The organism is Streptomyces davaonensis JCM 4913 (assembly GCF_000349325.1).
GTDB lineage: Bacteria > Actinomycetota > Actinomycetes > Streptomycetales > Streptomycetaceae > Streptomyces > Streptomyces davaonensis.
On the sequence record NC_020504.1, the window covers coordinates 3,770,227 to 3,794,064 of the forward strand.

Below are 23,838 nucleotides of genomic sequence, written 5' to 3' on the forward strand. Positions count from 1 at the left end.
GCGCAACCAACGCGCACATCATGGCCAGGAGAGGGCAACCGAGGGATGCTCCTCGATGACGCGTCCGCGGAGTTCCACGAATTCTTCGAACGCCACTATGCCGAACTCGCCCGTCTGGCACACCTCCTGACCGGTGAGACCGACGCGGCGGACGACCTCGCGGCGGATGCCCTGGTCGCCCTGTGGCAGCGCTGGGACCGGTTGCGGCAGGCCGACCACCCGCTCGCCTACGCCCGCGGTGTGGTGGCCAACCTGGCGCGCGGACGGATCCGCAGCACGGTGCGCGAGCGACGCCGGATCACGCTCTTCTGGTCCCGCAGCCCCGAGAAGGTGGAGGGGCCGGACATGGCGGCCGTACTGGACGTCCGCGCGGCGCTCGCCCGGCTGCCGTTCCGCAAGCGCGCCTGCGTGGTGCTGCGGCACGCCTTCGACCTGTCGGAGAAGGACACGGCGGTGGCGCTGGGCATATCGGTCGGAACGGTGAAGAGCCAGACCTCGAAGGGAATGGCCGAGCTGGTAAAGCTACTGGGCGCACGAGCGGCCGGGGACCTGGTGGCAGGGAGGAGGAACCGGTGAACGAGGAGATCGCCCGCCGGCTGCGCGAGGCCGCCGAGGCCCACCGGCCCGACCGCGCGCGGATGCTGGCCCGGGTGGAACGCGGCATGGCCGGCCCCGCCGTCCGTCATCGCGCGCGGCCGTTCGCGAGGTCTGGGACCAGGGTCGCGCTCGCCGGGCTCGCCGCCACCGGCATCCTGGCGACCGGCGGCCTCGCCGTCGCCGCCATCGTCGCCACCCCGTCGCCGTCGCCCACCGTGACCACGCCTGCCACCCCGTCCCCGGCCGTCAGCTCCCCGCACCCGACATCGGCCCGCCCCACCCCTGTCGCGCCGGCCCCGGCCACCACCCCGGGCAGCTCGCGCCCGACTCCGCCGGCCACCAGTCCATCGCCGGCCGCCGACGAGAGCCGGAACGGACCGCTGTGGTCGGCCGGCTCGGTGGACCCGCGCAGCACCGTCTACTGGACGCAGAGCAACCTCGCCCTCAAGACGACCCAGCCGCTCACGTCGCTCACGGTCGAGTTCCGGACCGTGCAGACCGGCGGGGTGAAGAACACCGGCACCTGGCAGACCCTGCCGAGTGATGACTTCACCGTCACCGTCCAGGAGGCCGGCGGCGCGCTGGTCTACCGCTGGGTCCTCAAGCCGGGCCTGACCGTGCCGGCCGGGAGCCATGAGTTCGCCGCGCAGTTCAACAACGGCACCGGCGTGCGCAGTGCCGCGGGCGACGGCTACCGCGTCGACGCGCAGGGTTCGGGCGGCTCCGCGTCGGTCCGGGGAGGGTTCGTCCCAACCCGGTGAACACCGCTGTGCGGTGAGGCGCCCCCGGTCGAGTACCAGCGAGGCAGGTGTTGCCGGGTCGGCTACCGGCCCGCAGCGAAGACCCAGGCGCACCGGTGCACCCGCGCGGACCGGCGCGCCGTTGAGGACGTCGGTCAGCTCCACGGGGACTGGACCTCGGTGGGCGACCGGCTCCAGTTGTGGACCACGTGCAGGCGGCGTACGTCCGGGCTGGCGCCGGTGGTCGCGGTGACGGACGCGGGAAGGTGGCGCCAGCCGCTGACGGGGGCCGGGATCAGCCAGGAGGCGAGTGCTTGAGGCCCAAGCGCGCCGTCTTCCAGCGGTTCACCGACCACCTGCTCGTTGTCCAACTGGCAGCCGACCACGGCTGGGTGGGTCGCGTGGCGGGCGAGGACGGCCCCGGTGACCCGCTCGGCGTGGAGCCGGAAGGCGGCCTGGCGGAAGTCCACCTCCTGGCGACCCCCAGCCGACGCGCTGCCCGGTGGCGTGCTCGATCGCGAGCTCCGGGTACTGCCGGGTCGGCTGGGGCGGCATGGCGTAAGCGGGCGTGGCGAGCACGACGGAGATCCGGACTTGGTCACGTGATAGTCGGCCGGCCTTGCTCCCATCGGCGTTGGTGGCCTCCATGGTGGCCGACAGGTCGCCGTGGAACTGGGTGGGGATGGTGGCGACGGCCGTGAAATTTCTTCCCTCGATCGCGGCAACCTTTGTGTGCGTGGCGGCAACTGGCAGGTACCGGGGCCGGATCAGGGCCCGCTGTGCCAGAAGGACATGCCGTTGTCAGATCAGAACCCCTCCCATCGCCGCCGTCCGGCAACCCGCCGCGTGCTCGCCGCCGCCGTGGTTCTCGCCGCCGCGGGTGCTGCCGTACCGCTGGTCGCCCTTGCCGCACGCACGCCGGAGGCCCGCACGCCGAGCACGGCCGCCGACGCAGCGGCCGGCAGCGGCCGTTACTTCGGCACGGCAGTGGCTGCGGGCAGGCTCGGCGACTCCACGTACTCCGCCATTCTCGACCGGGAATTCGAGATGATCACCCCGGAGAACGAGATGAAGTGGGACGCCATCGAACCCTCCCGCGGGTCGTTCACCTTCGCCGCCGCCGACTCGATCGTCAGCCACGCCTCCGCGCACGGCCAGCGCCTGCGCGGCCACACCCTGGTCTGGCACTCCCAACTGCCCGGCTGGGTCAAGTCCATCACCGACGCCAACACCCTGCGCACGGTGATGAAGAACCACATCACCCAGGAGATGACCCACTACAAGGGCAAGATCTACGCCTGGGACGTGGTCAACGAGGCGTTCGCCGACGGCGGCAGCGGCCGGCACCGCAGCTCCGTGTTCCAGGACGTACTGGGCAACGGCTTCATCGAGGAAGCCTTCCGCACCGCCCGGAACGCCGACCCCTCCGCCAAGCTCTGCTACAACGACTACAACATCGAGAACTGGTCCGACGCCAAGACCCAGGGCGTCTACAAGATGGTCAAGGACTTCAAGTCCCGCGGTGTGCCCATCGACTGCGTCGGCCTCCAGAGCCACTTCGGAACCAGCGGCCCACCGGCCGGCTTCCAGACCACTCTGTCCAACTTCGCAGCGCTCGGCGTGGACGTCCAGATCACCGAGCTCGACATCGCCCAGGCATCCGCCACCGCGTACACCGACGCCGTCCGGGCGTGCATGAACGTCACTCGCTGCACGGGCATCACGGTGTGGGGCATCCGCGACAGCGACTCCTGGCGCACCGGTGAGAACGCCCTGCTGTTCGACGCGGGCGGCAACAAGAAGCCCGCCTACAGCGCCGTGCTCACCGCCCTGGGCAGCACCGGCAGCGGCGGCACACAGGCCGGGGGCATCACCTCCGGCACCGTCTACACGCTCTCCAACGCGGCCGCCGGACGCGTTCTCGACGAGCCCGCGGGACAGAACGACAACGGCACCCCGCTCCAGGTGTGGGACGCCAGCGGCGCCGCCAACCAGCAGTGGCGGGCCAACCGGAACAGCGACGGCTCCTACACCCTGACCAACATCGCCAGCGGCCGGGTACTGGACGAGCCGGCCAACCGGACGGCCAACGGGACGAGGATGACGGTCTGGGACGCCAACGGCGGCACCCACCAGCACTGGAAGGCCCACCGGAACAGCGACGGCTCCTACACGCTGACCAACGTCGCCAGCGGCCGGGCGCTGGAGATCCCCGGCGGTCGGACCGCCAACGGCACTCCCGTCCAGATCTGGGACACCAACGGCGGCGGCGCCAACCAACGCTGGAACTTCCAGCCGACCGCGGCGCCGAAGAGCGACACATGTGCGCTTCCGTCGACGTACCGGTGGACCTCGACGGGCGCGCTGGCGCAGCCGGCGAACGGGTGGGCCTCGCTGAAGGACTTCACCACCGTGACCTACAACGGCAAGCACCTGGCCTACGGGTCGAACTACTCGGGATCGGCCTACGGCTCGATGGCGTTCAGCCCCTTCACGAACTGGTCGGACATGGCGTCGGCCCGCCAGACCGGCATGAGCCAGAAGGCGGTGGCGCCCACGCTGTTCTACTTCGCGCCCAAGAAGCTCTGGGTGCTGGCGTACCAATGGGGTCCGTGGCCCTTCAGCTACCGCACCTCCAGCGACCCCACCAACCCCAACGGCTGGTCCGCGCCGCAGCCGCTGTTCACCGGCAGCATCCCCCGCACCGACTCCCCCACCGGCCCGATCGACCAGACTCTGATCGCCGACGACAAGAACATGTACCTGTTCTTCGCCGGTGACAACGGCAAGATCTACCAGTCGACCATGCCGATCGGGAACTTCCCGGCCGGCTTCGGCTCCTCGTACACAACGGTCATGAGCGACACGGTGAAGAACCTGTTCGAGGCGCCGCAGGTCTACAAGGTCAAGGGCCAGAACCAGTACCTCATGATCGTCGAGGCTAGGGGTGCGAATGAGCAGCGCTTCTTCCGCTCGTTCACGGCCACCAGCCTGAACGGTCCGTGGACGCCGCAGGCCGCCACCGAGAGCAACCCCTTCGCCGGCAAGGCCAACAGCGGTGCCACCTGGACCAACGACATCAGCCACGGTGACCTGGTCCGCAACAACCCCGACCAGACCATGACCATCGACCCCTGCAACCTTCAGTTCCTCTACCAGGGCAAGTCCCCCAACACACCGCCGAACACCTCCTACGACAACCTGCCGTACCGGCCCGGCATCCTCACCCTGAAGCGCTGACCCGCCTGATCGACACTCACCACCTCGAGGAACCCCAGCCGTGCATCGGCTGGGGTTCCTCTCTTTTGGATCTTGCCGCAGACGCCAGGCGGTCGAACGTCTCTGGTGACGCTCGGCGCCCGCCTCGGGAGCGTCGTCCGGTGCGAGCGATCGGCGTGCGGGCGTGGCCCAGGGCCGGCAGCTCCCAGACACAGCCGGTGTACGGCTCGGCGTTCACGACGCGCAAGCACAATGCCCTTCGCCGAGGGCCAACAGCGGCCCTCGGCCGAAGCTGCGGCCGGAGCCGAGGGTTTGCCGCGCGCGGATGGCCGGCTGGGGCGCGCCGGGTCGGCATCGTTCACGACTTGTCGGTGAAGTGAAGTGGCGGCCCATGTCTGCGTGAGGTCCCTCAGCGCTGTGCAGGGGCCGCAGGTTGTTGTGTCTGCGGCCCCTGCTTGGGCGCCTGGGTCAGGACAGGTCGCCGTACTGGAGGCCGCGGCCGTTGGTGCCGATGTAGACGCGGCCGTAGGTGTCGGGGTCGCCGGTGATGACGCCGACGCCGCCGATGCTGCCCCACTGATGGGCGTCGTCGTTGACGCGGAGCCAGGTGGCGCCCTTGTCGGTGGAGCGGAAGACTCCGGTGACGTCCTTGACGGTGCCGATCAGGTACAGGGCCTGGTAGGAGGCGCCGGACGCGGCCTTGCCGAAGCCGAGGGCGGAGGCGGACTGCACCGTGCTGAGCGTGGTGAAGGTGCGGCCGCCATCGGTGGAGTGCAGCAGCCCCTTGTCGCCGCCGGCGATCCACAGGTCCCCGGCGATGCCGGGGACGGCCGTGAGCCGGCCGGCGGGCAGGTTGCCGGCGCGGGCGGTGAAGGTCGCGCCGCCGTCGGTGCTGGCGGAGAGCGTGCCGCCGGACAGGGAGTAGAAGGTTGTCGCCGAGGAGCGGTCGGCGACGACCACGGCGCCGGTACCCAGGCCACCGACCTTCGACCAGCTCGCCCCCTTGTCGGTCGAGCGGTACGGGGCCTGGCCGGCCTCGGTCCAGACGATGGCGGAGCCGTCCGCCGCGAGCGCGACATGTCCGTCCTGGGCGCTGCCCACCGGCTCAGCCTTGAAGCCCGTCCAGGTGGTGCCGCCGTCGGTTGAGTAGGCGCCGTCCTGCTCGCCGCCCCGGCCGACCCGGACCATCATCGAGGGCTTGGACTGGGCGAAATCGATGTCGGTGCTGTTGGCCATCATCGGGTTGTTCAGCCGCCCGGAGGGCACCTCGGTCAGGGAGTCGTGCCGGAAGCCGCCCTGGTCGCCCATGGAGGTGATGACGGTGGCGCCGCCGGGCGGGGCGATCGCGTCCATCAGCGCGGTCTCCTCCAGCCCCCGGGCGCCCATGCTCCAGTGGCTGGTGCCGCCGCTGTCGGAGGCGGTGGCGTCCTTGCTGCGCAGGATGCCGTTGCCGGTGCCGTACAGCACGTGCCCGGAGTCGAAGGGATCGATGGCCAGTGCTGTCATCCAGTGCCCGGTGTGGGTGCCGACGTACGGAGCTGCGGAGGCACTGCGCACCGACTTGTCGGCCAGCGCCTTCCAGGTCGTACCGCCGTCGGTGGTGCGGTAGATCTCGTCCTCGGGCCACCAGCGGTCGAGGGTGGTGACCATCACCGTGGACGGCTTCCGCGGATCGACGGCCAGCCCGGAGAACCCGTAACTGCCCTGGGAGGGGGAGACGTTCTTCCACGCCCCGCCGTTCGGGGTGTACTTCCACACCGAACCCGCCGTCACGCCGTTGGGTCCGAGGGCGTTGGTGTACGTCAGGTACAGCGAGCCGTCGCCGGAGACCACGCCGTGCTGCGGCAACTGGCCGGTGGGCTGCCCGGACACGGCCTGCCAGGTGCCGCCGCCGTCGGTGGAGCGGTACAGGGACGTGGACTTGTCGCCGACACCGACGTAGACCGTCTTGCTGCCGGCCGGGCCGTACGTCACGAACGAGATGCCCCCGCCGCTGCCCGCCCCGTCCTTGACGGGGAACGAGGAGACCTGACTCCACGTCACACCGTAGTCGGTGCTGCGCCACAGGCCGTTCTTACGCGTGCCCAGCAGCAGAGTGCCGTTGTCCGCCGGGTCGACCACGAGCCGCTCGCCCGCCCCGCGGCCGTCCTCGTTGCCACCCAGCTTGAAGGGGAGCCTGGTGCGCTTGAAAGTGCGGCCCCGGTCCGTGGAGCGCAGCAGCTCACCGTTGCCCGCCCAGTCGTTGGTGTAGGTGCCCGCCGCAAGGTACAGCCGGTCGGGGTCGACGGAATCGGTGGCCACCGCATCGATGCCCAGCAGGTTCCAGTCCTTCTCGCCGATCCAGTCGGTCAGCGGGATCCACTGCTCGGCCGCGGTGTCCCAGCGGTAGGCGCCGCCCATGTCGGTGCGCGCGTACAGCAGGCCCTTCTCCTTCTGGTTGAACACCAGCCCGGTGACGTAACCGCCGCCCACCACCTGGGCGTTCTTCCACACATACGGTCCGGACGCGGCCGTCGTCTGCGCGCCGTCGGTCCCGGCCGTCTGGGTCTCGGCCGTCTTCACCAGCTTCCACTGCTGGTTGGTGCCGCCCGTGCCGGGATACTGAATGACGGCCGCGCCCTCGGCCGTGGAGCCCCCGGAAACGTCCAGGACCTGCCCGCTCCTGCGCGAGACGAAGGTGACGGCGTCGGAACCGCTCACCTCGTCGATCTTCCACTCCTGCGAGGTGGCGGAACTGTCGGTCTGCTGCTCGGCGGCGGCCCGCTGCGCGGTCGAATTGCCCGCTATGCCCAGCACTTTGCCGCTGTTGCGGTTCACCAGCTCGTAGTAGCCGTCCCCGGTGGGCTTCAGCCGCCACTGCTGGTTGGCGGTGTTCTGATCGGTCCACTGCTGGATACGGGTGCCGTCGGCCGTGGAGTACCCGTTGACGTCCAGCACCTTGCCGCTGCGCACCGAGACCAGCCGGTAGTAGGCAGTGCCGTCGACCGTCGCGGCCTGCGAGTCCTCCTGTGCGTAGAGGAGGTACGGCACGAGGACGGCGGGCACGCCGAGCATCAGACCGGTCGCGGTCCAGCGACGGCGATGACGCCCGCGGCGCCCGCCGTTCGTGGGGTTGTCCATGGGGGAGGCTCTCCTTGCACGCTGTTCATCAGAGGAAATCCGGATCCCGGCCACCGGAACTGACCAGATCCGCTTCCTTGTTGTCACAGGCCCCGCAAAGGGTTGCCTCGAGCCGGAAAATCTCTTCAGGGCACCTCGTGGTGCGGCAGGCGTCGATCAGCTTTCTGGGCAGGCAGATGCCACGCACAAGAACCTGGCCCGACTGCGCGCGGAGCACACCAACCTGCCGGCGGAGCCCGAGCGGGCCCCCGCGCACCCCGTTGCCCAGGAGAGTGCGGAGGTGTGACCCCTCTACGGCAGAAGCCCGGCGAAACCGTGTGAGAAGTATTGACGCCGATCGCCGACTCTCTCATCATCTCAGCTTGATCGATACTCCGACCTGAGTCCGATATACCGAACACACGCTAGGGCCGCATCGCATCGGCAATCGCACAGCTTCCGACGAGGCCGCCAGAACCGCTCGCTCAAGGAAGACGAGGTCCCCATGCACAGACGCACTTCCCGCCGCGAACCTCTGTCCGTGGTGCTCGCCGCCACGGCCGCGGCCCTGGCCTTCCTGGGCGCGATGCTCGTCGCCGGCCCGGCCCAGGCGGCCGCCACCGGCACCCTGCGCGGTGTCGGTTCCGGCCGGTGTCTCGATGTGCCGGGGGCCGGCCAGACCGACGGCACGAACGTGCAGATCTGGGACTGCCACGGTGGGACCAACCAGCAGTGGACGCTGACGGACAGCAACCAGCTGACCGTGTACGGCAACAAGTGCCTGGATGTCCCGGGCCACGCCACCACGGCCGGTACCCGGCCGGTGATCTGGTCCTGCAACGGCGGCACGAACCAGCAGTGGCGGGTGAACGCTGACGGCACGGTCGTCGGTGTGGAGTCCGGGCTGTGCCTGGACGTGTCGGGCGGCGCCACGGCCAACGGCACGGCGGTGCAGCTCTGGAACTGCACCGGCGCCGGCAACCAGAAGTGGACCGGCCTGTCCGGCACGTCCAACTCGTGTGCTCTGCCGTCGACGTACCGGTGGAGCTCGACCGGTCCGCTGGCGCAGCCGGCCAACGGATGGTTCTCGCTGAAGGACTTCACCACCACGACGTACAACGGCAAGCACCTGGTCTACGCGACGTACTCCGACGGCAATTGGCGCTCGATGGGCTTCAGCCCCTTCACGAACTGGTCGGACATGGCGACAGCCGGACAGACCAGCATGAGCCAGGGCGCGGTGGCTCCCAAACTGTTCTACTTGGCGCCCAAGGACATCTGGGTGCTGACCTCAAACGGGTGGGGCACCCAATGGCCCTTTGTCTACCGCACGTCGAGCGACCCCACCGACCCCAACAGCTGGTCCGCGCCGCAGCCGCTGTTCACCGGCAGCCTCCCCGACGGCAGCGCGATCGACCCAACCATGATCGCCGACGGCCAGAACATGTACCTGTTCTTCGCCGGTGACAACGGCAAGATCTACCAGTCGACCATGCCGATCGGGAACTTCCCGGCCGGCTTCGGCTCGTCGTACACGACGATCATGAGCGACACGGTGAAGAACCTGTTCGAGGCGCCGGAGGTCTACAAGGTCAAGGGCCAGAACCAGTACCTCATGATCGTCGAGGCTAGGGGTGCGAATGAGCAGCGCTTCTTCCGCTCGTTCACGGCCACCAGCCTGAACGGTCCGTGGACGCCGCAGGCCGCCACCGAGAGCAACCCCTTCGCCGGCAAGGCCAACAGCGGTGCCACCTGGACCAACGACATCAGCCACGGTGACCTGGTCCGCAACAACCCCGACCAGACCATGACCATCGACCCCTGCAACCTTCAGTTCCTCTACCAGGGCCTGTCCACCACCACACCGTCGGGCACCCCCTACATAGAACTGCCGTACCGACCGGGCGTGCTCACCCTGCAGCGCTGACCCCAGCCGTGCGTCGGCTGGGGTTCCCCTCAGCTGCCGGAGGGCACTCTGCCGGTGTCACCGGGGGCCTGGTCCGCAAGCGGGTCGGGTCCTCGGTCGGCGCCCGCACCGACGGCGGCATGGCGACGCCGACCGAGAAGTCCTCAGCCCGACGAAGAGGACGAACGCGCCCCCGTGGAAGAGATGGGGGCGCGTTCGCGCCTGGGGCCTACTTGAGCGGTGTACCGCCCGAGTTGTGATAGGCGATCGTCTTGCGGATCAGGTTTCCGCCGTCGGACTCGACCGTGGTCTGCTCCGTCCACCCCGCACCGAACAGCAGGCCGGCGACGTGGGCGTTCGCCACCTGGTCCATGTGCGCGAAGAGCCAGTCCACCTTGTCGTCCTTGTAGTGGTCGGGCGTGTTGTTCTGCGCCATGTTGCCCACGGGGATCTGCCACAGGACCACCGGCTTGCCCACGGACTCGGCCATCGTCTTCCAGAACTTCAGCGAGGCGGCGGCCTTCTGGTCGGTCCAGAAAGTGTCACGGCTGCCGTGGGCCGGCTGTGCGTACCAGCCCGCGTCGCGGTCCGACACATCGGTGACCAGGAAGTCGGCGTTCCGTGCCCCGAGGTCCGCATAGTCCTTGACGCACTTCTGGAGGTTGCTCTCCCAGTCGAAGCAGGAAAGGTGCAGCCCCACGGCGGTGTTCGGCGCGTACTTGTGCGCCATGTGAATCAGGCACTTGGCGAGTCCGGCGGCGCTGTTCTCCTGCGATCCGCAGTCCGTCGGATTCGCGCCCGAGACCTGTGCGGGAACCTGGTGCAGATTGCCGAGCGACCGGGCGAAGCCCCAGAAGTCGGGCTCCAGGTCGATCATGTCGTGCGACTTGCCGATCTTCTGGAGGAAGAAACGGTAGTCGTTCAGGTACCGGGTGAGCAGGTCGAGCCTGTTGATGGCCTTGACCTCGCCCGGGCCGTCGCCCTCGCCTGCCGCGTCCCCGAGGTCGCGCAACGAGTACCAGGTCCACAGGTACTTCTGCGGTCGCGGCTTGCCCTGGTAGGTCGCCTTGGCCGCCTGGGCGTCCGACCAGGTCACTTGATGGCCGGGCGCCGTGGTGTTGCCGCCCCAGCAGCCCCACCAGCTCGACCACGCGTCCTGGCAGCGCGCCGCCGAATAGGCGGCCGACGAGGGCGCGGGCTGGCTGTGTATATAGGCGTATCGCACGTCGAACGGCGCGGCGTTCGCCGAGGCGTCAGTCATCGAACCGCCGATGAGCACCCTGTTGCTGCCCATGAAACGTGTCGTCGGGCTGCCGTTACCGGTCGCGGGAGACGACGGCGACGGCGACGACGGCGACGGGCGCGTGCCGACGCTCCCGACCGGGACGAGTTTCCACTGCTGACTGGCGCCGCCCCGGTCGCGGTCCTGGACGACGCCGCCCCCGTTGGTCTTGGCGGCCTTGCGTACCGCGACGGCCATGCCGCTGAAGCGATTGACCAAACGCACGTGGCCGTTCTGCGACTTGGCCAGTTTGAACTGCTGGTTGGCGGCGTTCAGGTCTTTCCACTGCACGATGGCCGAGCCGGCCTTCTTCGACCAGCCGAAGTCGTCCAGCACCTTGCCGGAGTTCCGGTTCAGCAGCCGGTAGTACCCGTCACCCGCGTCGATGAACCGCCACTGCTGGTTGGCCCGGCCGGTGCGTGCCCACTGCACCACCGCCGCGCCGTCGTCCTTGGCGAAGCCGCGGTCATCCAGCACCTTGCCGCTGTTGCGGTTGACCAGCACGTACCACTTCTTCAGATCCAGGGTTTGCTCCGCCGAAGCCTGGTTGACCACGACAGCGGAGCCGGCCACGACGACCATGACGAGGGCCGCCCAGAAACCCCGACGCGCGAACAACCGACGGCTACGGTGCATCGGGCGTCCACCGCGGGCGTGGCCGTCGGCACGGCGGCCGCCGACGCGGGACGCCACCGATGACGCGGGTGGGCTGGGGACATGTCTGTGCTCCCGTTCAAGGGACATGCCTGTGCTCTCTTTCAGCCGTTGCTCTGACCGGACCACCTGGCCGGACAACACTGAGTGGTCCCAGAGGGCGAAAGGGTTGCCGCGAAGAGCCACAGATTTTTTCCGCCTTGACCGCTTCCCGTCCGCGAAAGGGTGGCGTCCCGCATGTTTGCTGGATCAGCGACGTGGTGATAGGTCAGCGGCTACACATTGAACCGGAACCACCCGACAGAGTCCGCACGTGCATGAAGTCCGTGAACCGGCCACGCATGCCACATCAGACTCATGTGCCAGCGACCGTATGTCGCTCCGCTTCTGCCACAGACCGCGAGTCACAGCTGGAGGCCGGCGTCGAAGACCTCCTGGTCGATGTGGTCGAGTGCGGTGCGGACGGCTCCGAGGGCCACCGACTCGTCGCCGAGTTCTGATACCTCTGTCCGGGGTGCGGTCAAGCACAGTTCGTTCACCCGGTCGCGCAGCGGTTGCAGAATCTGGTCGCCCGCGCGGGAGAGTCCGCCGATGACGACGAGGTCGGGGTCGGGGTAAGGACGAGGGCCGAGATGCCGTTGGCGAGGGCGGACGCGTAGGCGCGTACGGCGTCGGCGGCCTCGAGGTCGCTCGGCGCGGCGCTGAACACGGCCTCGGCGTCGGCACCGTGGGCCTCCAGGTCGCCGGGGGCGTCGCACCAGCCCAGCAGGCGCAGGTTCCCGATCTCGCCGGCGGCGCCGTTCGGACCCCGGTGCAGCCGTCCGCCGACGATCATCCCGGCACCGGTGCGCCGGCCGGCGAGGATGTACACGACATCGTCGATGAGCAGTGTGCATCGTGAAAGGTGCAGGTCGGGCGGGCTGGTGTGCGCGGGGTCGGGGGTGCTCGGGCTGGTCGGCGGCGGGTGTCCATGGTGAAGATCGTCTGACGGTCGGTCGGGAGGGTTCTCTGGTTCTGCTGCGCCTGCGTGAGCGGGCCGCCTACGACCCGTCACCCCCTCGATGCGCCGGGGATCGTGGGGAGGGTGTGGGATTGTCCGATCTGGAGCGGATCACGGCTCGCCGTCCGCGTCCGGGAACTCGGGGTGGAGAAGACCGGCGCCGCACCGCTGGTCTTCTCCCGGGGGCGGCTCGCCCCGTTGCCGCCCCGCCGGGACCACGACGAACCGGCCGACTACACATGGCCCGACTGGCTCTGAGAGCTCTGAGAGAAGAGAGACGCACCATGCGCGATCAAGGGCTCGGCTCGTGGCCCGCGCGGCGTGCCCGCATGGCACCGGAGGCCACCGCCGTCGTGCACGACGGTGGATCCCTGTCCTACGGAGAGCTGGCCGCGCGCGTGACGCGGCTCGCGCACGCCCTGCGTGCCCTGGGGGTCGGCCACGGCGACCGGGTGGCCTACCTCGGCGCGAACCATCCGGCCCTGGCGGAAACCCTGTTCGCCTCGAACGTGCTGGGCGCCGTCTTCGTCCCGCTCAACACCCGCCTCGCGGCACCTGAGTTGGCCTTCATCCTGGGCGACTCGGGAGCGACGGTGCTGGTGTTCGGGGCCGAACTCACCGACACCGTCGACGCGTTCAGGGCCGACGTCGAGGTGAAGCACTACGTCGAGGTGGGGAGCGCGTACGAGGAGCTGCTGGCGAACGCACCCGACGACCCCCTGGACGAGACGGTCGGCCTCGATGAGGTGTGCATGATCCAGTACACCTCCGGCACCAGCGGCCGTCCCAAGGGGGTCATGCTCACCCACGCCAACATCGCCTGGAACTGCTTCAACATCCTGCTGGACGTGGACATCGCCTCCGACGACGTCGCTCTGGTGGTGGCACCGATGTTCCACACCGCCGCCCTCAACACCGTCTTCCTGCCGGGCTTCCTCAAAGGAGGGACGTCGGTGCTGATGCGCGGTTTCGCCCCGGAACGGGTGCTCGACGTCATCGCCGAGCACCGGGTGACGAGGATGTTCGGCGTGCCCGCGATGTACCAGGCCATGGCCCGGTCTTCGCGGTGGGCGACGGCCGATCTGTCGTCGATCCGGATCCTGATGTGCGCGGCGGCACCCGTACCCAAGGCTCTCATCCACACATACCAGGACCGTGGCCTGACCTTCCTCCAGGCGTACGGCCTGACCGAGACCGCTCCCGCCGCGCTGGGCCTGCGAGCACCGGACAGCATCCGCAAGGCCGGCTCGGCCGGCACACCCTGCTTCTTCACCGACGTACGCGTGGTGCGGCCCGACCTCACCGATGTCGCACCGGGCGAGGTCGGCGAGGTGATCATCGCGGGCCTCAACGTGATGAAGGGCTACTGGCAGTGGCCCGAAGCGACCAAGGACGCCTTTGTCGAAGAAAGTTGGTTCCGCTCCGGAGACGCGGCCACTGTCGACGAGGAGGGGTACGTCACGATCGTCGACCGGATCAAGGACATGTACATCTCCGGCGGGGAGAACGTCTATCCGGCCGAGGTCGAGCAACTCCTCTACCAGCATCCCGCGGTCGCCGAATGCGCGGTGATCGGCGTACCCGACGAACGATGGGGCGAAGTGGGCAGAGCGCTGGTCGTGCCCCGCGCGGGCGCCGACGTGTCGCCCGACGACATCATGGACTCCCTGTCCGGCCGACTCGCCAGGTACAAGCTCCCCAAGTCGGTCGTCCTCGTCGACGCCCTCCCCCGCAACGCCACCGGCAAGATCCTCAAGGCCCGCCTGCGCAGCCAGTACGGCTCCCTGTCAGACCGCGGCGCCGAGGAGGCATGACGCCAGGCCAGGGAATCCGAACACGCCACGCCACACGGTCACCACATCGTTCGCCGACAGTGGCGGGGGCCTCGCCTCCCTGCGGGCCCCAACCCACTACAGCACCCATGCCCCCGGCCCCGGGACCCTCGCCACTCGCAAGACGGAGCGCCGTCGCCTCCGCCACGTGAACGAAGGCCGTCACGGGCCACGAGACGCTTCTCGGCCGCAGGCCAGGCTCTGGACAGTGCCCGCCCCAGCACGGGCGCTCTCATCCTTCCCAGCACGAATCCAGCACCTATCCAGCACGGTAAAAAAAATCAAGGGGCCTGACCCCAAAGAGTCAGACCCCTGTTGACCTGCCTGTTTGCCAGATCAGCGAAGTGGTGCTGAGTCACCCGCTAGACATTGAAGCGGAACTCCACCACATCCCCGTCCTGCATGACGTACTCCTTGCCCTCCATCCGGGCCTTGCCCTTAGCGCGGGCCTCGGCGACCGATCCCGTCTCCACCAGGTCGGCGAAGGAGATGACCTCCGCCTTGATGAAGCCCTTCTGGAAGTCGGTGTGGATGACTCCGGCGGCCTCGGGGGCCGTGGCGCCCTTCTTGATGGTCCAGGCGCGGGATTCCTTGGGGCCGGCCGTGAGGTAGGTCTGGAGGCCGAGGGTGTTGAAGCCGACGCGGGCGAGGGTGGCCAGGCCGGGCTCCTCCGCGCCCACCGACTCCAGGAGCTCCATGGCGTCCTCCTCGTCCAGCTCGGCGAGGTCCGCCTCCAGCTTGGCGTTGAGGAAGATCGCCTCGGCGGGGGCGACCAGGGCGCGCTGCTCATCCTTGAACGCGTCGTCGATCAGCTCGTCCTCGTCGACGTTGAAGACGTAGAGGAAGGGCTTGGTGGTGAGGAGGTGCAGGTCGTGCAGGAGCTCCTCGTTGCCGGAGCCCTGGACGATGCCCGCGGAGAACAGCGTGTCGCCCTTCTCCAGGATCTCCTTCGCCGCCTCGACCGCCGCCACCTTCGGAACGACGTCCTTCTTGATCCGCGACTCCTTCTGGAGCCTCGGCAGGACCTTCTCGATGGTCTGGAGGTCGGCGAGGATCAGCTCGGTGTTGATCGTCTCGATGTCGTCCTTCGGCGAGACCTTGCCGTCGACATGCACGACGTTCTCGTCCTTGAAGGCCCGGATGACCTGGCAGATCGCGTCGGACTCACGAATGTTCGCCAGGAACTTGTTGCCCAGGCCCTCGCCCTCGGAGGCGCCGCGCACGATGCCGGCGATGTCGACGAAGTCGACGGTCGCCGGGAGGAGGCGCTGGGAGCCGAAGATCTCGGCCAACTGAGCCAGGCGGGGGTCGGGGACACCCACCACGCCGACGTTGGGCTCGATCGTGGCGAACGGGTAGTTGGCCGCCAGCACGTCGTTCTTGGTCAGGGCGTTGAACAGGGTCGACTTGCCGACATTCGGCAGACCGACGATTCCGATCGTGAGCGACACGTTGCGACTTCCCGAAGTGAGAGGAGGACTGGAGGCCGGCGGGCCCGATCCACCAGTCTACGGCGTGACCCGCCCGGCACCGGCGGCCTGTCGAACGCTTGGCCAAGGTCCGCCCCTCGGCGTGTCTGAAGGGCGATTCGGCACATAAACAGACCTAAGTTGGTCCAGTGGAGCAACACAGGACGCGATCTGCCCAGGACCGACCGCCTCGCGGCGCCTCCTCCCTGCCTCCGCAGGCGGCCCGCGGGGGCGGCGAGGGTGGATCGGCAGAACAGCGGGCGGCGGGCGCCCGCACGCCCGGCCCCCACGCCCCCCGCAACGGCGCCCCCGCGCCCCGCCGGCCCCCCGCCGCCGCTCCCGTACGGCGGCCCCTCGGCCCCCCGGCGATCCAGGCCGCCGCACGCCGCATGCCCAACCCCCGGCTCACCGGACTCGGCGTCGGGCTCTTCTGCCTCGTCCTGATGCTCGCGCTCGGCTCGCTGGTCTCGTTGCTGTTCGGCTCGTCGCTCACGGTCTACGGCGTGCTGTTCCTGCCGGTGTGCGTGCTGACCGCCGCCTGGGTGCGCAGGGCCGATCTGGTGACCGCGGTCATCATCGTGCCGATCGCCTTCGCCCTGGGCCTGCTGCCCGTCGCCGACGGCGGTGGCGGTGGGACCGGTGACCGGCTGATGGGCCTGTTCACCGCGCTCGCCACCGAGGCCGGCTGGCTGTACGGCGGCACCCTGATCACCGGCGTGATCGTGACCGTGCGCAAGGTCCGCCAAATGCGACGCCGGGTCGCCCGCAACCGAATCGCCGGCTGAGCTAGCTGTTCGCCGCGTGCATCGCCGCGCCCACGATGCCCGCGTTGTTCTGAAGCTGCGCCGGGACGATGTCCGCCCTGATGCCCTCGATGTAGTGCAGGAACTTCTGCGACTTACGGCTGACGCCGCCGCCGATGATGAACAGCTCCGGCGAGAACAGCATCTCCATATGGGCGAGGTACTTCTGGACCCGGTGCGCCCAGTGCTCCCAGGTCAGCTCGCCGTCCTCCTTGGCCTTGCTGGAGGCCCGCTTCTCGGCGTCGTGGCCGTGCAGCTCCAGATGGCCCAGCTCGGTGTTGGGGACCAGGGCGCCGTCGACGAACAGGGCGCTGCCGATGCCGGTGCCGAAGGTGAGCAGGATGACGGTGCCCTTGCGGCCCTGTCCGGCGCCGAAGGCGACCTCGGCGACACCGGCCGCGTCCGCGTCGTTGACCACCGTCGCCGGCAGGCCGCCGAGACGCTCGCTGAACAACGCGCGCGCGTCGGTGTCGATCCAGCTCTTGTCGACATTGGCCGCGGTGCGGATCGTCGATCCGCCGGTCACCACGCCCGGGAAGGTCAGCCCGACCGGTCCCGTCCAGCCGAAGTGGTCGACGACCTGCTTGACGCCGTCGGCCACCCCGTCCGGTGTCGCCGGATGCGGGGTGAGCACCTTGTGGCGCTCCTCGGCCAGGTCGCCCCTGCCCAGGTCCACAGGGGCGCCCTTGATACCGGACCCGCCGATGTCCACACCGAAGATCTGCATGGCTCTACGTTACGACGGACGACTGACAGTCACTCCCGGGAGTCGCCCGTACGCCCCGCCGTGCGCTCCGCGATCAGGGTCGCGGCCTCCTCGCGCAGATCCCGGCGCAGTTCCTTCGGCAGCGAGAAGGTGATCGACTCCTCGGCCGCCTTCACCAGCTCGACATCGCCGTACCCGCGCTGGGCGAGATACTCCAGGACCTCCTCGACGAGGACCTCCGGGACGGAGGCGCCGGAGGTGACGCCGACCGTGGTGACGCCGTCCAGCCAGGTCTCGTCGATCTCGCTGGCGAAGTCGACGAGGTAGGCCGCACGGGAGCCGGCGAGCTTGGCGACCTCGACGAGCCGCTTGGAGTTGGAGGAGTTGCGCGAGCCGACGACGATCACCAGCTCGGCCTCGGCGCCCATCTGCTTCACGGCGAGCTGACGATTCTGGGTGGCGTAGCAGATGTCGTCGCTCGGCGGGGAGATGAGCTGCGGGAACTTCTCCTTCAGGGCGTCGACGGTCTCCATGGTCTCGTCGACGCTGAGGGTGGTCTGGGACAGCCACACGACCTTCGACTCGTCGCGGACCTGGACCTTGGCGACGTCCTCGGGGCCGTCGACGAGGGTGATGTGGTCGGGGGCCTCGCCGGAGGTGCCGATGACCTCCTCGTGGCCCTCGTGGCCGATCAGGAGGATGTCGTAGTCGTCATTGGCGAAGCGGACGGCTTCCTTGTGGACCTTGGTGACGAGCGGGCAGGTGGCGTCGATGGTGGCGAGCTGCCCGCGCGCGGCCTCTTCGTGGACGACGGGGGCGACGCCGTGCGCCGAGAACATGACGATGTTGCCGGGCGGGACCTCTTCGGTCTGTTCGACGAAGATGGCGCCCTTCTTCTCGAGGGTCTGCACGACGTACTTGTTGTGCACGATCTCGTGCCGGACGTAGATCGGGGCCCCGTACTGCTCCAGGGCCTTCTCGACGGCGATCACGGCGCGGTCCACGCCCGCGCAGTAGCCACGGGGGGCGGCGAGCAGGACACGGCGGCCAGGCGAAGCAGTCATGCGTCCCATCGTAAGGCCGCGTTCAAGGGGCGGAAGATCGTGGCACCCCACATCACCCACCGCCCCGGCGGCGACGGTTCGTTGTCGGTGCCTGCGGTTAGTCTCACGGACATGGCTCTCAACACGTCCGCGGAAGCCCCGTTGCCCGTCGGTGAGGTGTCGCGGCTCATCGGGGGGTGGATCGACCGGCTCGGCGCGGTGTGGGTCGAGGGGCAGATCACCCAGCTGTCGCGGCGACCGGGGGCCGGGGTGGTGTTCCTGACGCTGCGGGATCCGTCGTACGACATCTCCGTGAGCGTCACCTGCTACCGGCAGGTCTTCGACTCCGTCGCGGACGTGGTGAGCGAGGGTGCGCGGGTCGTCGTGCTGGCGAAGCCCGAGTGGTACGCACCGCGCGGGCAGTTGTCGCTGCGGGCTGCGGAGATAAGGCCCGTCGGTGTGGGTGAGCTGCTGGCGCGGCTTGAGCAGTTGAAGAAGGCGCTGGCGGGCGAGGGGCTGTTCGCGCCCGAGCGGAAGCGGCCGCTGCCGTTCCTGCCGCAGCTGATCGGCCTGGTCTGCGGCCGGGCCTCGGCGGCAGAGCGGGACGTGCTGGAGAACGCCCGGCACCGCTGGCCCGCCGTCCGGTTCGAGGTGCGCAATGTCGCCGTGCAGGGCGTGCACGCGGTGCCGCAGGTCGTGCAGGCGGTGAAGGAGCTCGACGAGATCGACGACGTCGACGTGATCATCGTGGCGCGCGGCGGCGGCAGCGTGGAGGATCTGCTGCCGTTCTCCGACGAGCAGTTGGTGCGCACGGTCGCCGCGTGCCGTACGCCGGTCGTCTCCGCGATCGGGCACGAGCCCGACAACCCGCTGCTGGACTACGTCGCCGACCTGCGCGCCTCCACCCCGACCGACGCCGCCAAGAAGGTCGTACCGGATGTGGGCGAGGAGTACGAGCGGGTGCGGATGCTGCGCGATCGTGCGCGGCGTTGTGTCGGGGCGATCGTCGAGCGGGAGGAACGCGGGCTCGCCCATGCGCTGGCCAGGCCGTCGATAGAGGATCCGCACCGGATGATCGACGAGCGCGCCGATCATGTCGCCGCGCTCCTGGACCGCGGCCGCCGCACCCTCGGCCATCTCCTGGACCGCGCCGACTCGGAGCTGTCGCACACGCACGCGCGCGTGGTGGCGCTGTCCCCGGCGGCGACCCTGAAGCGCGGGTACGCCGTGCTCCAGAAGTCCGACGGGCATGTCGTCCGGGACCCGGAGGAGGTCGGCGCCGACGAGGTGCTGCGGGCGCGGGTGTCCGAGGGTGAGTTCACTGTCAGAGTCGATGCTTAGGGTGAGTGGATGACCAGCAAGGTGGATGAGGCGCTCGGGTACGAGCAGGCGCGGGACGAGCTGATCGAGGTCGTGCGACGCCTAGAGGCCGGCGGTACGACGCTGGAGGAGTCCCTGGCGCTGTGGGAGCGCGGGGAGGAGCTGGCCAAGGTGTGCCGGCGCTGGCTGGACGGCGCGCGGGCGCGGCTGGACGCGGCGCTGGCCGAGGAGGCGGCGGAGGAAGCGGCCGAGGAGGAGTAGCCCCGGTACCCGGTGGTTCTGTGAAGCGGATCACCATGCCCCGCTTTTTGTTGAATGTTGAACCTCTCTCCCATATGGTTGACGTGTCAGCTGATCCGGCGCACCGGATCCGACGTACACCCCCGAGAAGGTTCACGCATGTCTCTCGTTCTTGACCCCGCCGCCCAGGACCTGCTGTTCCGCGAGGCCCGCACCGCGAACACCTTCACCGAGGAGCCGGTGACCGAGGAGCAGGTGCAGGCGATCTACGACCTGGTCAAGTTCGGCCCGACCGCCTTCAACCAGTCGCCGCTGCGCGTCACCCTGGTCCGCTCCGCCGAGGCCCGTGAGCGCCTGGTGCAGCACATGGCCGAGGGCAACCAGGCCAAGACCTCCACCGCCCCGCTGGTCGCGATCCTCTCCGCGGACAACGAGTTCCACGAGGAGCTGCCGCAGCTCTTCCCGCACTTCCCGCAGGCCAAGGACGCCTTCTTCGCCGAGCGCCCGGTCCGCGAGGGCTCCGCCACGCTGAACGCCGCCCTCCAGGCCGCGTACTTCATCATCGGCGTCCGCGCCGCGGGCCTCGCCGCCGGTCCGATGACCGGCCTGGACTTCGAGGGCGTCCGCAAGGAGTTCCTGGACGACGACCACACCCCGCTGATGGTCGTCAACATCGGCAAGCCGGGCGAGGACGCCTGGTTCCCGCGCTCCCCGCGACTGTCGTACGACGAGGTCGTCAAGACGGTCTGAACCGTCCGAGCGTGACCGCATGACGAAGGCCCCCGGCAATGACGCCGGGGGCCTTCGCCGTACGGTCACTTCGCCTTAAGCGCGCCCGCCATCTCCGCGAGCTGGCCGAACGAGCCCGTGCCCGCCACGACGGTCGTCGCGCCGTCTTCCTTCAGCACCAGGGCGTCGTAGCGGCCGCCGGTCCAGCGGGTCCAGTTCCGGCCCGCGATCTCCTGGGTGGCCTTGGTCGCGCGGGCGCCCTGGGTGGCCTCGTCGATGAAGGCCTTCGGCTTCTGAGTGGACTGCTCGATCTGGACGTACTCCCCGTCGGGGGCGTGGAAGCCGAGGTGCCAGGCGTCGCCCTCGTCGCCCCGGAACCGCACCGAGGTCGCCTTCCACTCGCGGGCCAGGCCCTCGGGGGCCACGATCGGGTAGGCCGCCGCACGGCGGGCCGTGAGCAGCTCGACGCGGTAGTCGACCCGGGGGACCTCCGGCGCGGCGTCCTCGTCGTGCGGGATGAAGAGGTACACGACCCCCGCCGCGAGAATGGTCACCGCGAGGGAGAGGACCATGTTCCGGACCGACTTCTGCTTAGCGCTCGTACCTGCCACGTCCCCTATCGTCGCAGGTGCCCCGGTCCGCTCATCCGTGGGGCCCCCTGCTCATTTTGTCGGCCTGACGATAGAGTCATGGCCATCACCCTCATCCGGCCGTCGTCGTATCAGAAAGGTGCGCTCCGATGACCGAAAATCATCACCTGCCGTCCGAGCTCGATGTTCCCTCCGAGGCTCCCGACCGCAACCTCGCCCTGGAGCTCGTCCGGGTGACCGAAGCGGCCGCGATGGCCGCGGGGCGCTGGGTCGGGCGGGGCGACAAGAACGGCGCCGACGGTGCCGCCGTACGCGCCATGCGGACCCTCGTCTCCACCGTGTCGATGAACGGCGTGGTCGTCATCGGCGAGGGCGAGAAGGACGAGGCGCCGATGCTCTTCAACGGGGAGCGGGTCGGTGACGGCACCGGGCCCGAGGTCGACATCGCGGTCGACCCGATCGACGGCACCACGCTGACCGCCAAGGGCATGCCGAACGCGATCGCGGTCCTCGCGGCGACCGAGCGCGGGGCGATGTTCGACCCGTCCGCCGTGTTCTACATGGACAAGCTGGTCACCGGGCCCGAGGCCGCGGACTTCGTCGACATCAACGCCCCGGTGTCGGTGAACATCCGCCGGGTCGCCAAGGCCAAGCGCTCCACGCCCGAGGACGTCACCGTCGTCATCCTGGACCGGCCCCGGCACGAGGGGATCATCAAGGAGATCCGGGACGCCGGCGCGCGGATCAAGCTGATCTCCGACGGCGATGTCGCCGGGTCGATCTACGCGCTGCGCGAGGGCACGGGCGTCGACATGCTGCTCGGTATCGGCGGTACGCCGGAGGGCATCATCTCGGCCTGCGCCGTGAAGTGCCTCGGCGGCACCATCCAGGGCAAGCTGTGGCCGAAGGACGACGAGGAGCGGCAGCGGGCGATCGACGCGGGGCACGACCTCGACCGGGTGCTGACCACCGAGGACCTGGTCCAGGGGGAGAACGTGTTCTTCGTCGCGACCGGGATCACCGACGGTGAGCTGCTGCGTGGGGTGCGGTATCGGGCGGACTCCGCTGTCACCGAGTCGATCGTGATGCGGTCCAAGTCCGGGACGGTGCGGCGGATCAGCTCCGAGCACCGGCTGAGCAAGCTGCGGGCTTACAGCGCGATCGACTTCGACCGGGCCAAGTAGGCCGGTACCGAGAAACCCGGTACGGAACGGAGCAGGGCGCCCTCGGTGCGGAGAGGGCGCCCTTTCCTGTCTTCTGGTTCAGCCCGCCTGCGCTATGCGGTCCGACGCCCTTGCCGCCTTCTTCAGTTCCAGGTCGCGGCGCCTGCGGCGGGCCAGGACCACTCGGCGTTCCGCCGCGGTGAGGCCGCCCCAGACGCCGTACGGCTCGGGCTGGAGGAGGGCGTGTTCGCGGCACTCGACCATGACCGGGCAGCGTGCGCACACCCGCTTCGCGGCCTCCTCACGGGAGAGCCGGGCGGCGGTGGGCTCCTTGGAGGGGGCGAAGAACAGGCCGGCCTCGTCCCGCCGGCACACCGCCTCGGTGTGCCACGGGGCGTCCTGGTCCCTGTCTCGCACTGGCACCCGCTGGGCCGGAACGGCAGCTACCTGCGCGGACGAATGCGGCGGTTGCAGCACGGTCTACTCCTGACGACGGCTTCGCGAGCGAGAGACGATGCAGCAAGGTCTACCCGTTGTGCGCGAGCCTATGCAGGGAGTTCCGAAGCGCTGGATTCCGGGGACTCGTGGCCGGACAGTTGAGCGGAACGGTTGATTTCGGTTCCGGTCCGCTTCGCGACCGTCAACGATCCAGATGCTTGCGCAAACCCTTCTCGACCTTGGCGTGGACCCGGTCGAGGATGTCCGCCACCAGCTTGCCGCGCCGCGGCCTGCCCTCAACACTGCCCAGCACGGCCCACCCGTCCAGGTAGACCACGGGCGCCGCAGGGTCCTCCGCGTCGAGCGTGTCCACCTCGAAGCTGCCGAGGACGCCGCCGCCCGCACCGCGCAGCGTGACGTTCTCCGGGACGCGGACCTCGACGCTGCCGAAGACCGCGAACGCCTTGATGACGACCTGCTGGTACTCGAAGAGCGCCTCGCTGAGGTCTATCTCGACGCTGCCGAAGATCGCGTACGCGTGGATCCGGCGTCCGGCGCGCCAGCGGCCCTTGCGGACGGCACTGCTGAAGATCGCGACGGCGGTGTCGTCCGGCTCGGCGGGCAGGCCGGTGGGACGGCTCGGGGCCGAGGCGTACGACGGTGTCGTGCGGCGGGTGTGGGCCGCGGGCAGGTCCTGGATGAAGACCTCCAGTTCACCCACCGTCTTGGCGTTCAGCACCCCCTCCACCCGCTCGCTGTGCTCGTCGGCGGTCAGGCGGCCCTCGGCGAGCGCCTCGCGCAGGATGTCCGCGATCCGGTCACGGTCGGCGTCGGAGGCGCGCAGCTCGGTGGCGGCAGCGGGCGCGGTCTGCTTCTCAAGGTCCACGACAGCAGCGTACCCAAACACGATAGATCGCGATAGCCCCCGCCGGGATCCAACTGAGCCTTACCTCACAGGCTTGCCTCCAGTGGCAGGTTCTACGCTGGTGGACGCTGCCCAATGGAGGT

20 protein-coding genes and 1 pseudogene are annotated in these 23,838 nt (G+C 69.3%); 10 read left to right on the forward strand and 11 right to left on the reverse strand.

Annotation, left to right across the window (positions count from 1 at the left end; genetic code table 11):
* The first annotated feature begins 45 nt into the window (after nucleotides 1-45).
* Both BN159_RS16275 and BN159_RS16280 read left to right on the forward strand, forming a co-directional pair.
* Nucleotides 46-576 (forward strand): SigE family RNA polymerase sigma factor, encoded by a 531-nt coding sequence (locus tag BN159_RS16275; RefSeq protein ID WP_015658085.1) that lies wholly within the window; start codon nucleotides 46-48, stop codon nucleotides 574-576.
* Entirely contained in the window at nucleotides 573-1,358 is a 786-nt protein-coding gene (locus tag BN159_RS16280; protein ID WP_015658086.1) for a hypothetical protein, read from the forward strand. The genes BN159_RS16275 and BN159_RS16280 overlap by 4 nt, the downstream gene beginning before the upstream one ends.
* Nucleotides 1,359-1,492: 134 nt before the next feature.
* Here BN159_RS16280 and BN159_RS16285 read toward each other — a convergent pair whose 3' ends face one another.
* Entirely contained in the window at nucleotides 1,493-1,807 is a 315-nt protein-coding gene (locus BN159_RS16285; protein WP_015658087.1) for a hypothetical protein, read from the reverse strand.
* A gap of 151 nt (nucleotides 1,808-1,958) precedes the next feature.
* Nucleotides 1,959-2,123: pseudogene (locus tag BN159_RS47565) on the reverse strand (hypothetical protein); the annotation flags it as partial.
* A 6-nt stretch (nucleotides 2,124-2,129) separates the two neighbouring features.
* On the opposite strand from BN159_RS47565, the gene BN159_RS16290 reads away from it, so the two are divergent.
* Nucleotides 2,130-4,577, forward strand: a complete 2,448-nt coding sequence (locus BN159_RS16290) for a non-reducing end alpha-L-arabinofuranosidase family hydrolase (protein WP_231905617.1) — start codon at nucleotides 2,130-2,132, stop codon at nucleotides 4,575-4,577.
* Between the two features lie 447 nt (nucleotides 4,578-5,024).
* Here BN159_RS16290 and BN159_RS16295 read toward each other — a convergent pair whose 3' ends face one another.
* A complete protein-coding gene (locus BN159_RS16295) occupies nucleotides 5,025-7,676 on the reverse strand; it encodes an RICIN domain-containing protein (protein WP_015658089.1) in 2,652 nt (883 codons plus the stop codon).
* A gap of 484 nt (nucleotides 7,677-8,160) precedes the next feature.
* On the opposite strand from BN159_RS16295, the gene BN159_RS16300 reads away from it, so the two are divergent.
* Nucleotides 8,161-9,582 carry a non-reducing end alpha-L-arabinofuranosidase family hydrolase gene (locus tag BN159_RS16300; protein WP_015658090.1) on the forward strand — a complete coding sequence of 474 codons (1,422 nt, stop codon included), beginning with the start codon at nucleotides 8,161-8,163 and terminating at the stop codon, nucleotides 9,580-9,582.
* Nucleotides 9,583-9,790: 208 nt separating this feature from the next.
* Here BN159_RS16300 and BN159_RS16305 read toward each other — a convergent pair whose 3' ends face one another.
* Nucleotides 9,791-11,479 (reverse strand): RICIN domain-containing protein, encoded by a 1,689-nt coding sequence (locus tag BN159_RS16305; RefSeq protein ID WP_015658091.1) that lies wholly within the window; start codon nucleotides 11,477-11,479, stop codon nucleotides 9,791-9,793.
* 553 nt (nucleotides 11,480-12,032) lie between these two features.
* Nucleotides 12,033-12,368 carry an ROK family protein gene (locus BN159_RS46045; protein ID WP_015658093.1) on the reverse strand — a complete coding sequence of 112 codons (336 nt, stop codon included), beginning with the start codon at nucleotides 12,366-12,368 and terminating at the stop codon, nucleotides 12,033-12,035.
* Nucleotides 12,369-12,781: 413 nt separating this feature from the next.
* On the opposite strand from BN159_RS46045, the gene BN159_RS16315 reads away from it, so the two are divergent.
* Nucleotides 12,782-14,311, forward strand: a complete 1,530-nt coding sequence (locus tag BN159_RS16315) for an acyl-CoA synthetase (protein WP_015658094.1) — start codon at nucleotides 12,782-12,784, stop codon at nucleotides 14,309-14,311.
* Nucleotides 14,312-14,691: 380 nt separating this feature from the next.
* On the opposite strand, the gene ychF is transcribed toward BN159_RS16315, so the two are convergent.
* Complete coding sequence (ychF, locus tag BN159_RS16320) at nucleotides 14,692-15,780, reverse strand: redox-regulated ATPase YchF (RefSeq protein ID WP_015658095.1); 1,089 nt, start codon at nucleotides 15,778-15,780, stop codon at nucleotides 14,692-14,694.
* A 167-nt stretch (nucleotides 15,781-15,947) separates the two neighbouring features.
* On the opposite strand from ychF, the gene BN159_RS43975 reads away from it, so the two are divergent.
* On the forward strand, nucleotides 15,948-16,583 hold the full coding sequence (locus BN159_RS43975) for a DUF6542 domain-containing protein (RefSeq protein ID WP_078598818.1): 636 nt from the start codon (nucleotides 15,948-15,950) through the stop codon (nucleotides 16,581-16,583).
* A 1-nt stretch (nucleotide 16,584) separates the two neighbouring features.
* Here BN159_RS43975 and ppgK read toward each other — a convergent pair whose 3' ends face one another.
* Together ppgK and BN159_RS16335 are read right to left on the reverse strand one after the other, a co-directional pair.
* On the reverse strand, nucleotides 16,585-17,328 hold the full coding sequence (gene ppgK, locus BN159_RS16330) for a polyphosphate--glucose phosphotransferase (protein WP_015658097.1): 744 nt from the start codon (nucleotides 17,326-17,328) through the stop codon (nucleotides 16,585-16,587).
* A gap of 29 nt (nucleotides 17,329-17,357) precedes the next feature.
* Entirely contained in the window at nucleotides 17,358-18,380 is a 1,023-nt protein-coding gene (locus tag BN159_RS16335; protein ID WP_015658098.1) for a 4-hydroxy-3-methylbut-2-enyl diphosphate reductase, read from the reverse strand.
* 102 nt (nucleotides 18,381-18,482) lie between these two features.
* On the opposite strand from BN159_RS16335, the gene xseA reads away from it, so the two are divergent.
* The 3 genes from xseA to BN159_RS16350 all read left to right on the forward strand — a co-directional run bounded on the left by xseA (nucleotide 18,483) and on the right by BN159_RS16350 (nucleotide 20,660).
* A complete protein-coding gene (xseA, locus tag BN159_RS16340; RefSeq protein WP_041819396.1) occupies nucleotides 18,483-19,691 on the forward strand; it encodes an exodeoxyribonuclease VII large subunit in 1,209 nt (402 codons plus the stop codon).
* A gap of 9 nt (nucleotides 19,692-19,700) precedes the next feature.
* Nucleotides 19,701-19,931: an exodeoxyribonuclease VII small subunit gene (locus tag BN159_RS16345; protein ID WP_015658100.1), complete on the forward strand. Its 231-nt coding sequence runs from the start codon at nucleotides 19,701-19,703 to the stop codon at nucleotides 19,929-19,931.
* Nucleotides 19,932-20,069: 138 nt separating this feature from the next.
* Nucleotides 20,070-20,660 carry a malonic semialdehyde reductase gene (locus BN159_RS16350; protein ID WP_015658101.1) on the forward strand — a complete coding sequence of 197 codons (591 nt, stop codon included), beginning with the start codon at nucleotides 20,070-20,072 and terminating at the stop codon, nucleotides 20,658-20,660.
* Between the two features lie 65 nt (nucleotides 20,661-20,725).
* Here the strand turns inward: BN159_RS16350 and BN159_RS16355 are convergent, their stop codons facing one another.
* Nucleotides 20,726-21,250: a DUF4245 domain-containing protein gene (locus tag BN159_RS16355; protein WP_041819398.1), complete on the reverse strand. Its 525-nt coding sequence runs from the start codon at nucleotides 21,248-21,250 to the stop codon at nucleotides 20,726-20,728.
* Between the two features lie 128 nt (nucleotides 21,251-21,378).
* Here BN159_RS16355 and glpX point away from each other — a divergent pair, with 128 nt between their 5' ends.
* Entirely contained in the window at nucleotides 21,379-22,413 is a 1,035-nt protein-coding gene (glpX, locus tag BN159_RS16360) for a class II fructose-bisphosphatase (RefSeq protein ID WP_015658103.1), read from the forward strand.
* A gap of 78 nt (nucleotides 22,414-22,491) precedes the next feature.
* Here glpX and BN159_RS16365 read toward each other — a convergent pair whose 3' ends face one another.
* Nucleotides 22,492-22,869: a WhiB family transcriptional regulator gene (locus BN159_RS16365; RefSeq protein WP_015658104.1), complete on the reverse strand. Its 378-nt coding sequence runs from the start codon at nucleotides 22,867-22,869 to the stop codon at nucleotides 22,492-22,494.
* A gap of 163 nt (nucleotides 22,870-23,032) precedes the next feature.
* On the reverse strand, nucleotides 23,033-23,716 hold the full coding sequence (locus BN159_RS16370; protein WP_015658105.1) for a DUF1707 SHOCT-like domain-containing protein: 684 nt from the start codon (nucleotides 23,714-23,716) through the stop codon (nucleotides 23,033-23,035).
* Nucleotides 23,717-23,838 lie beyond the last annotated feature (122 nt).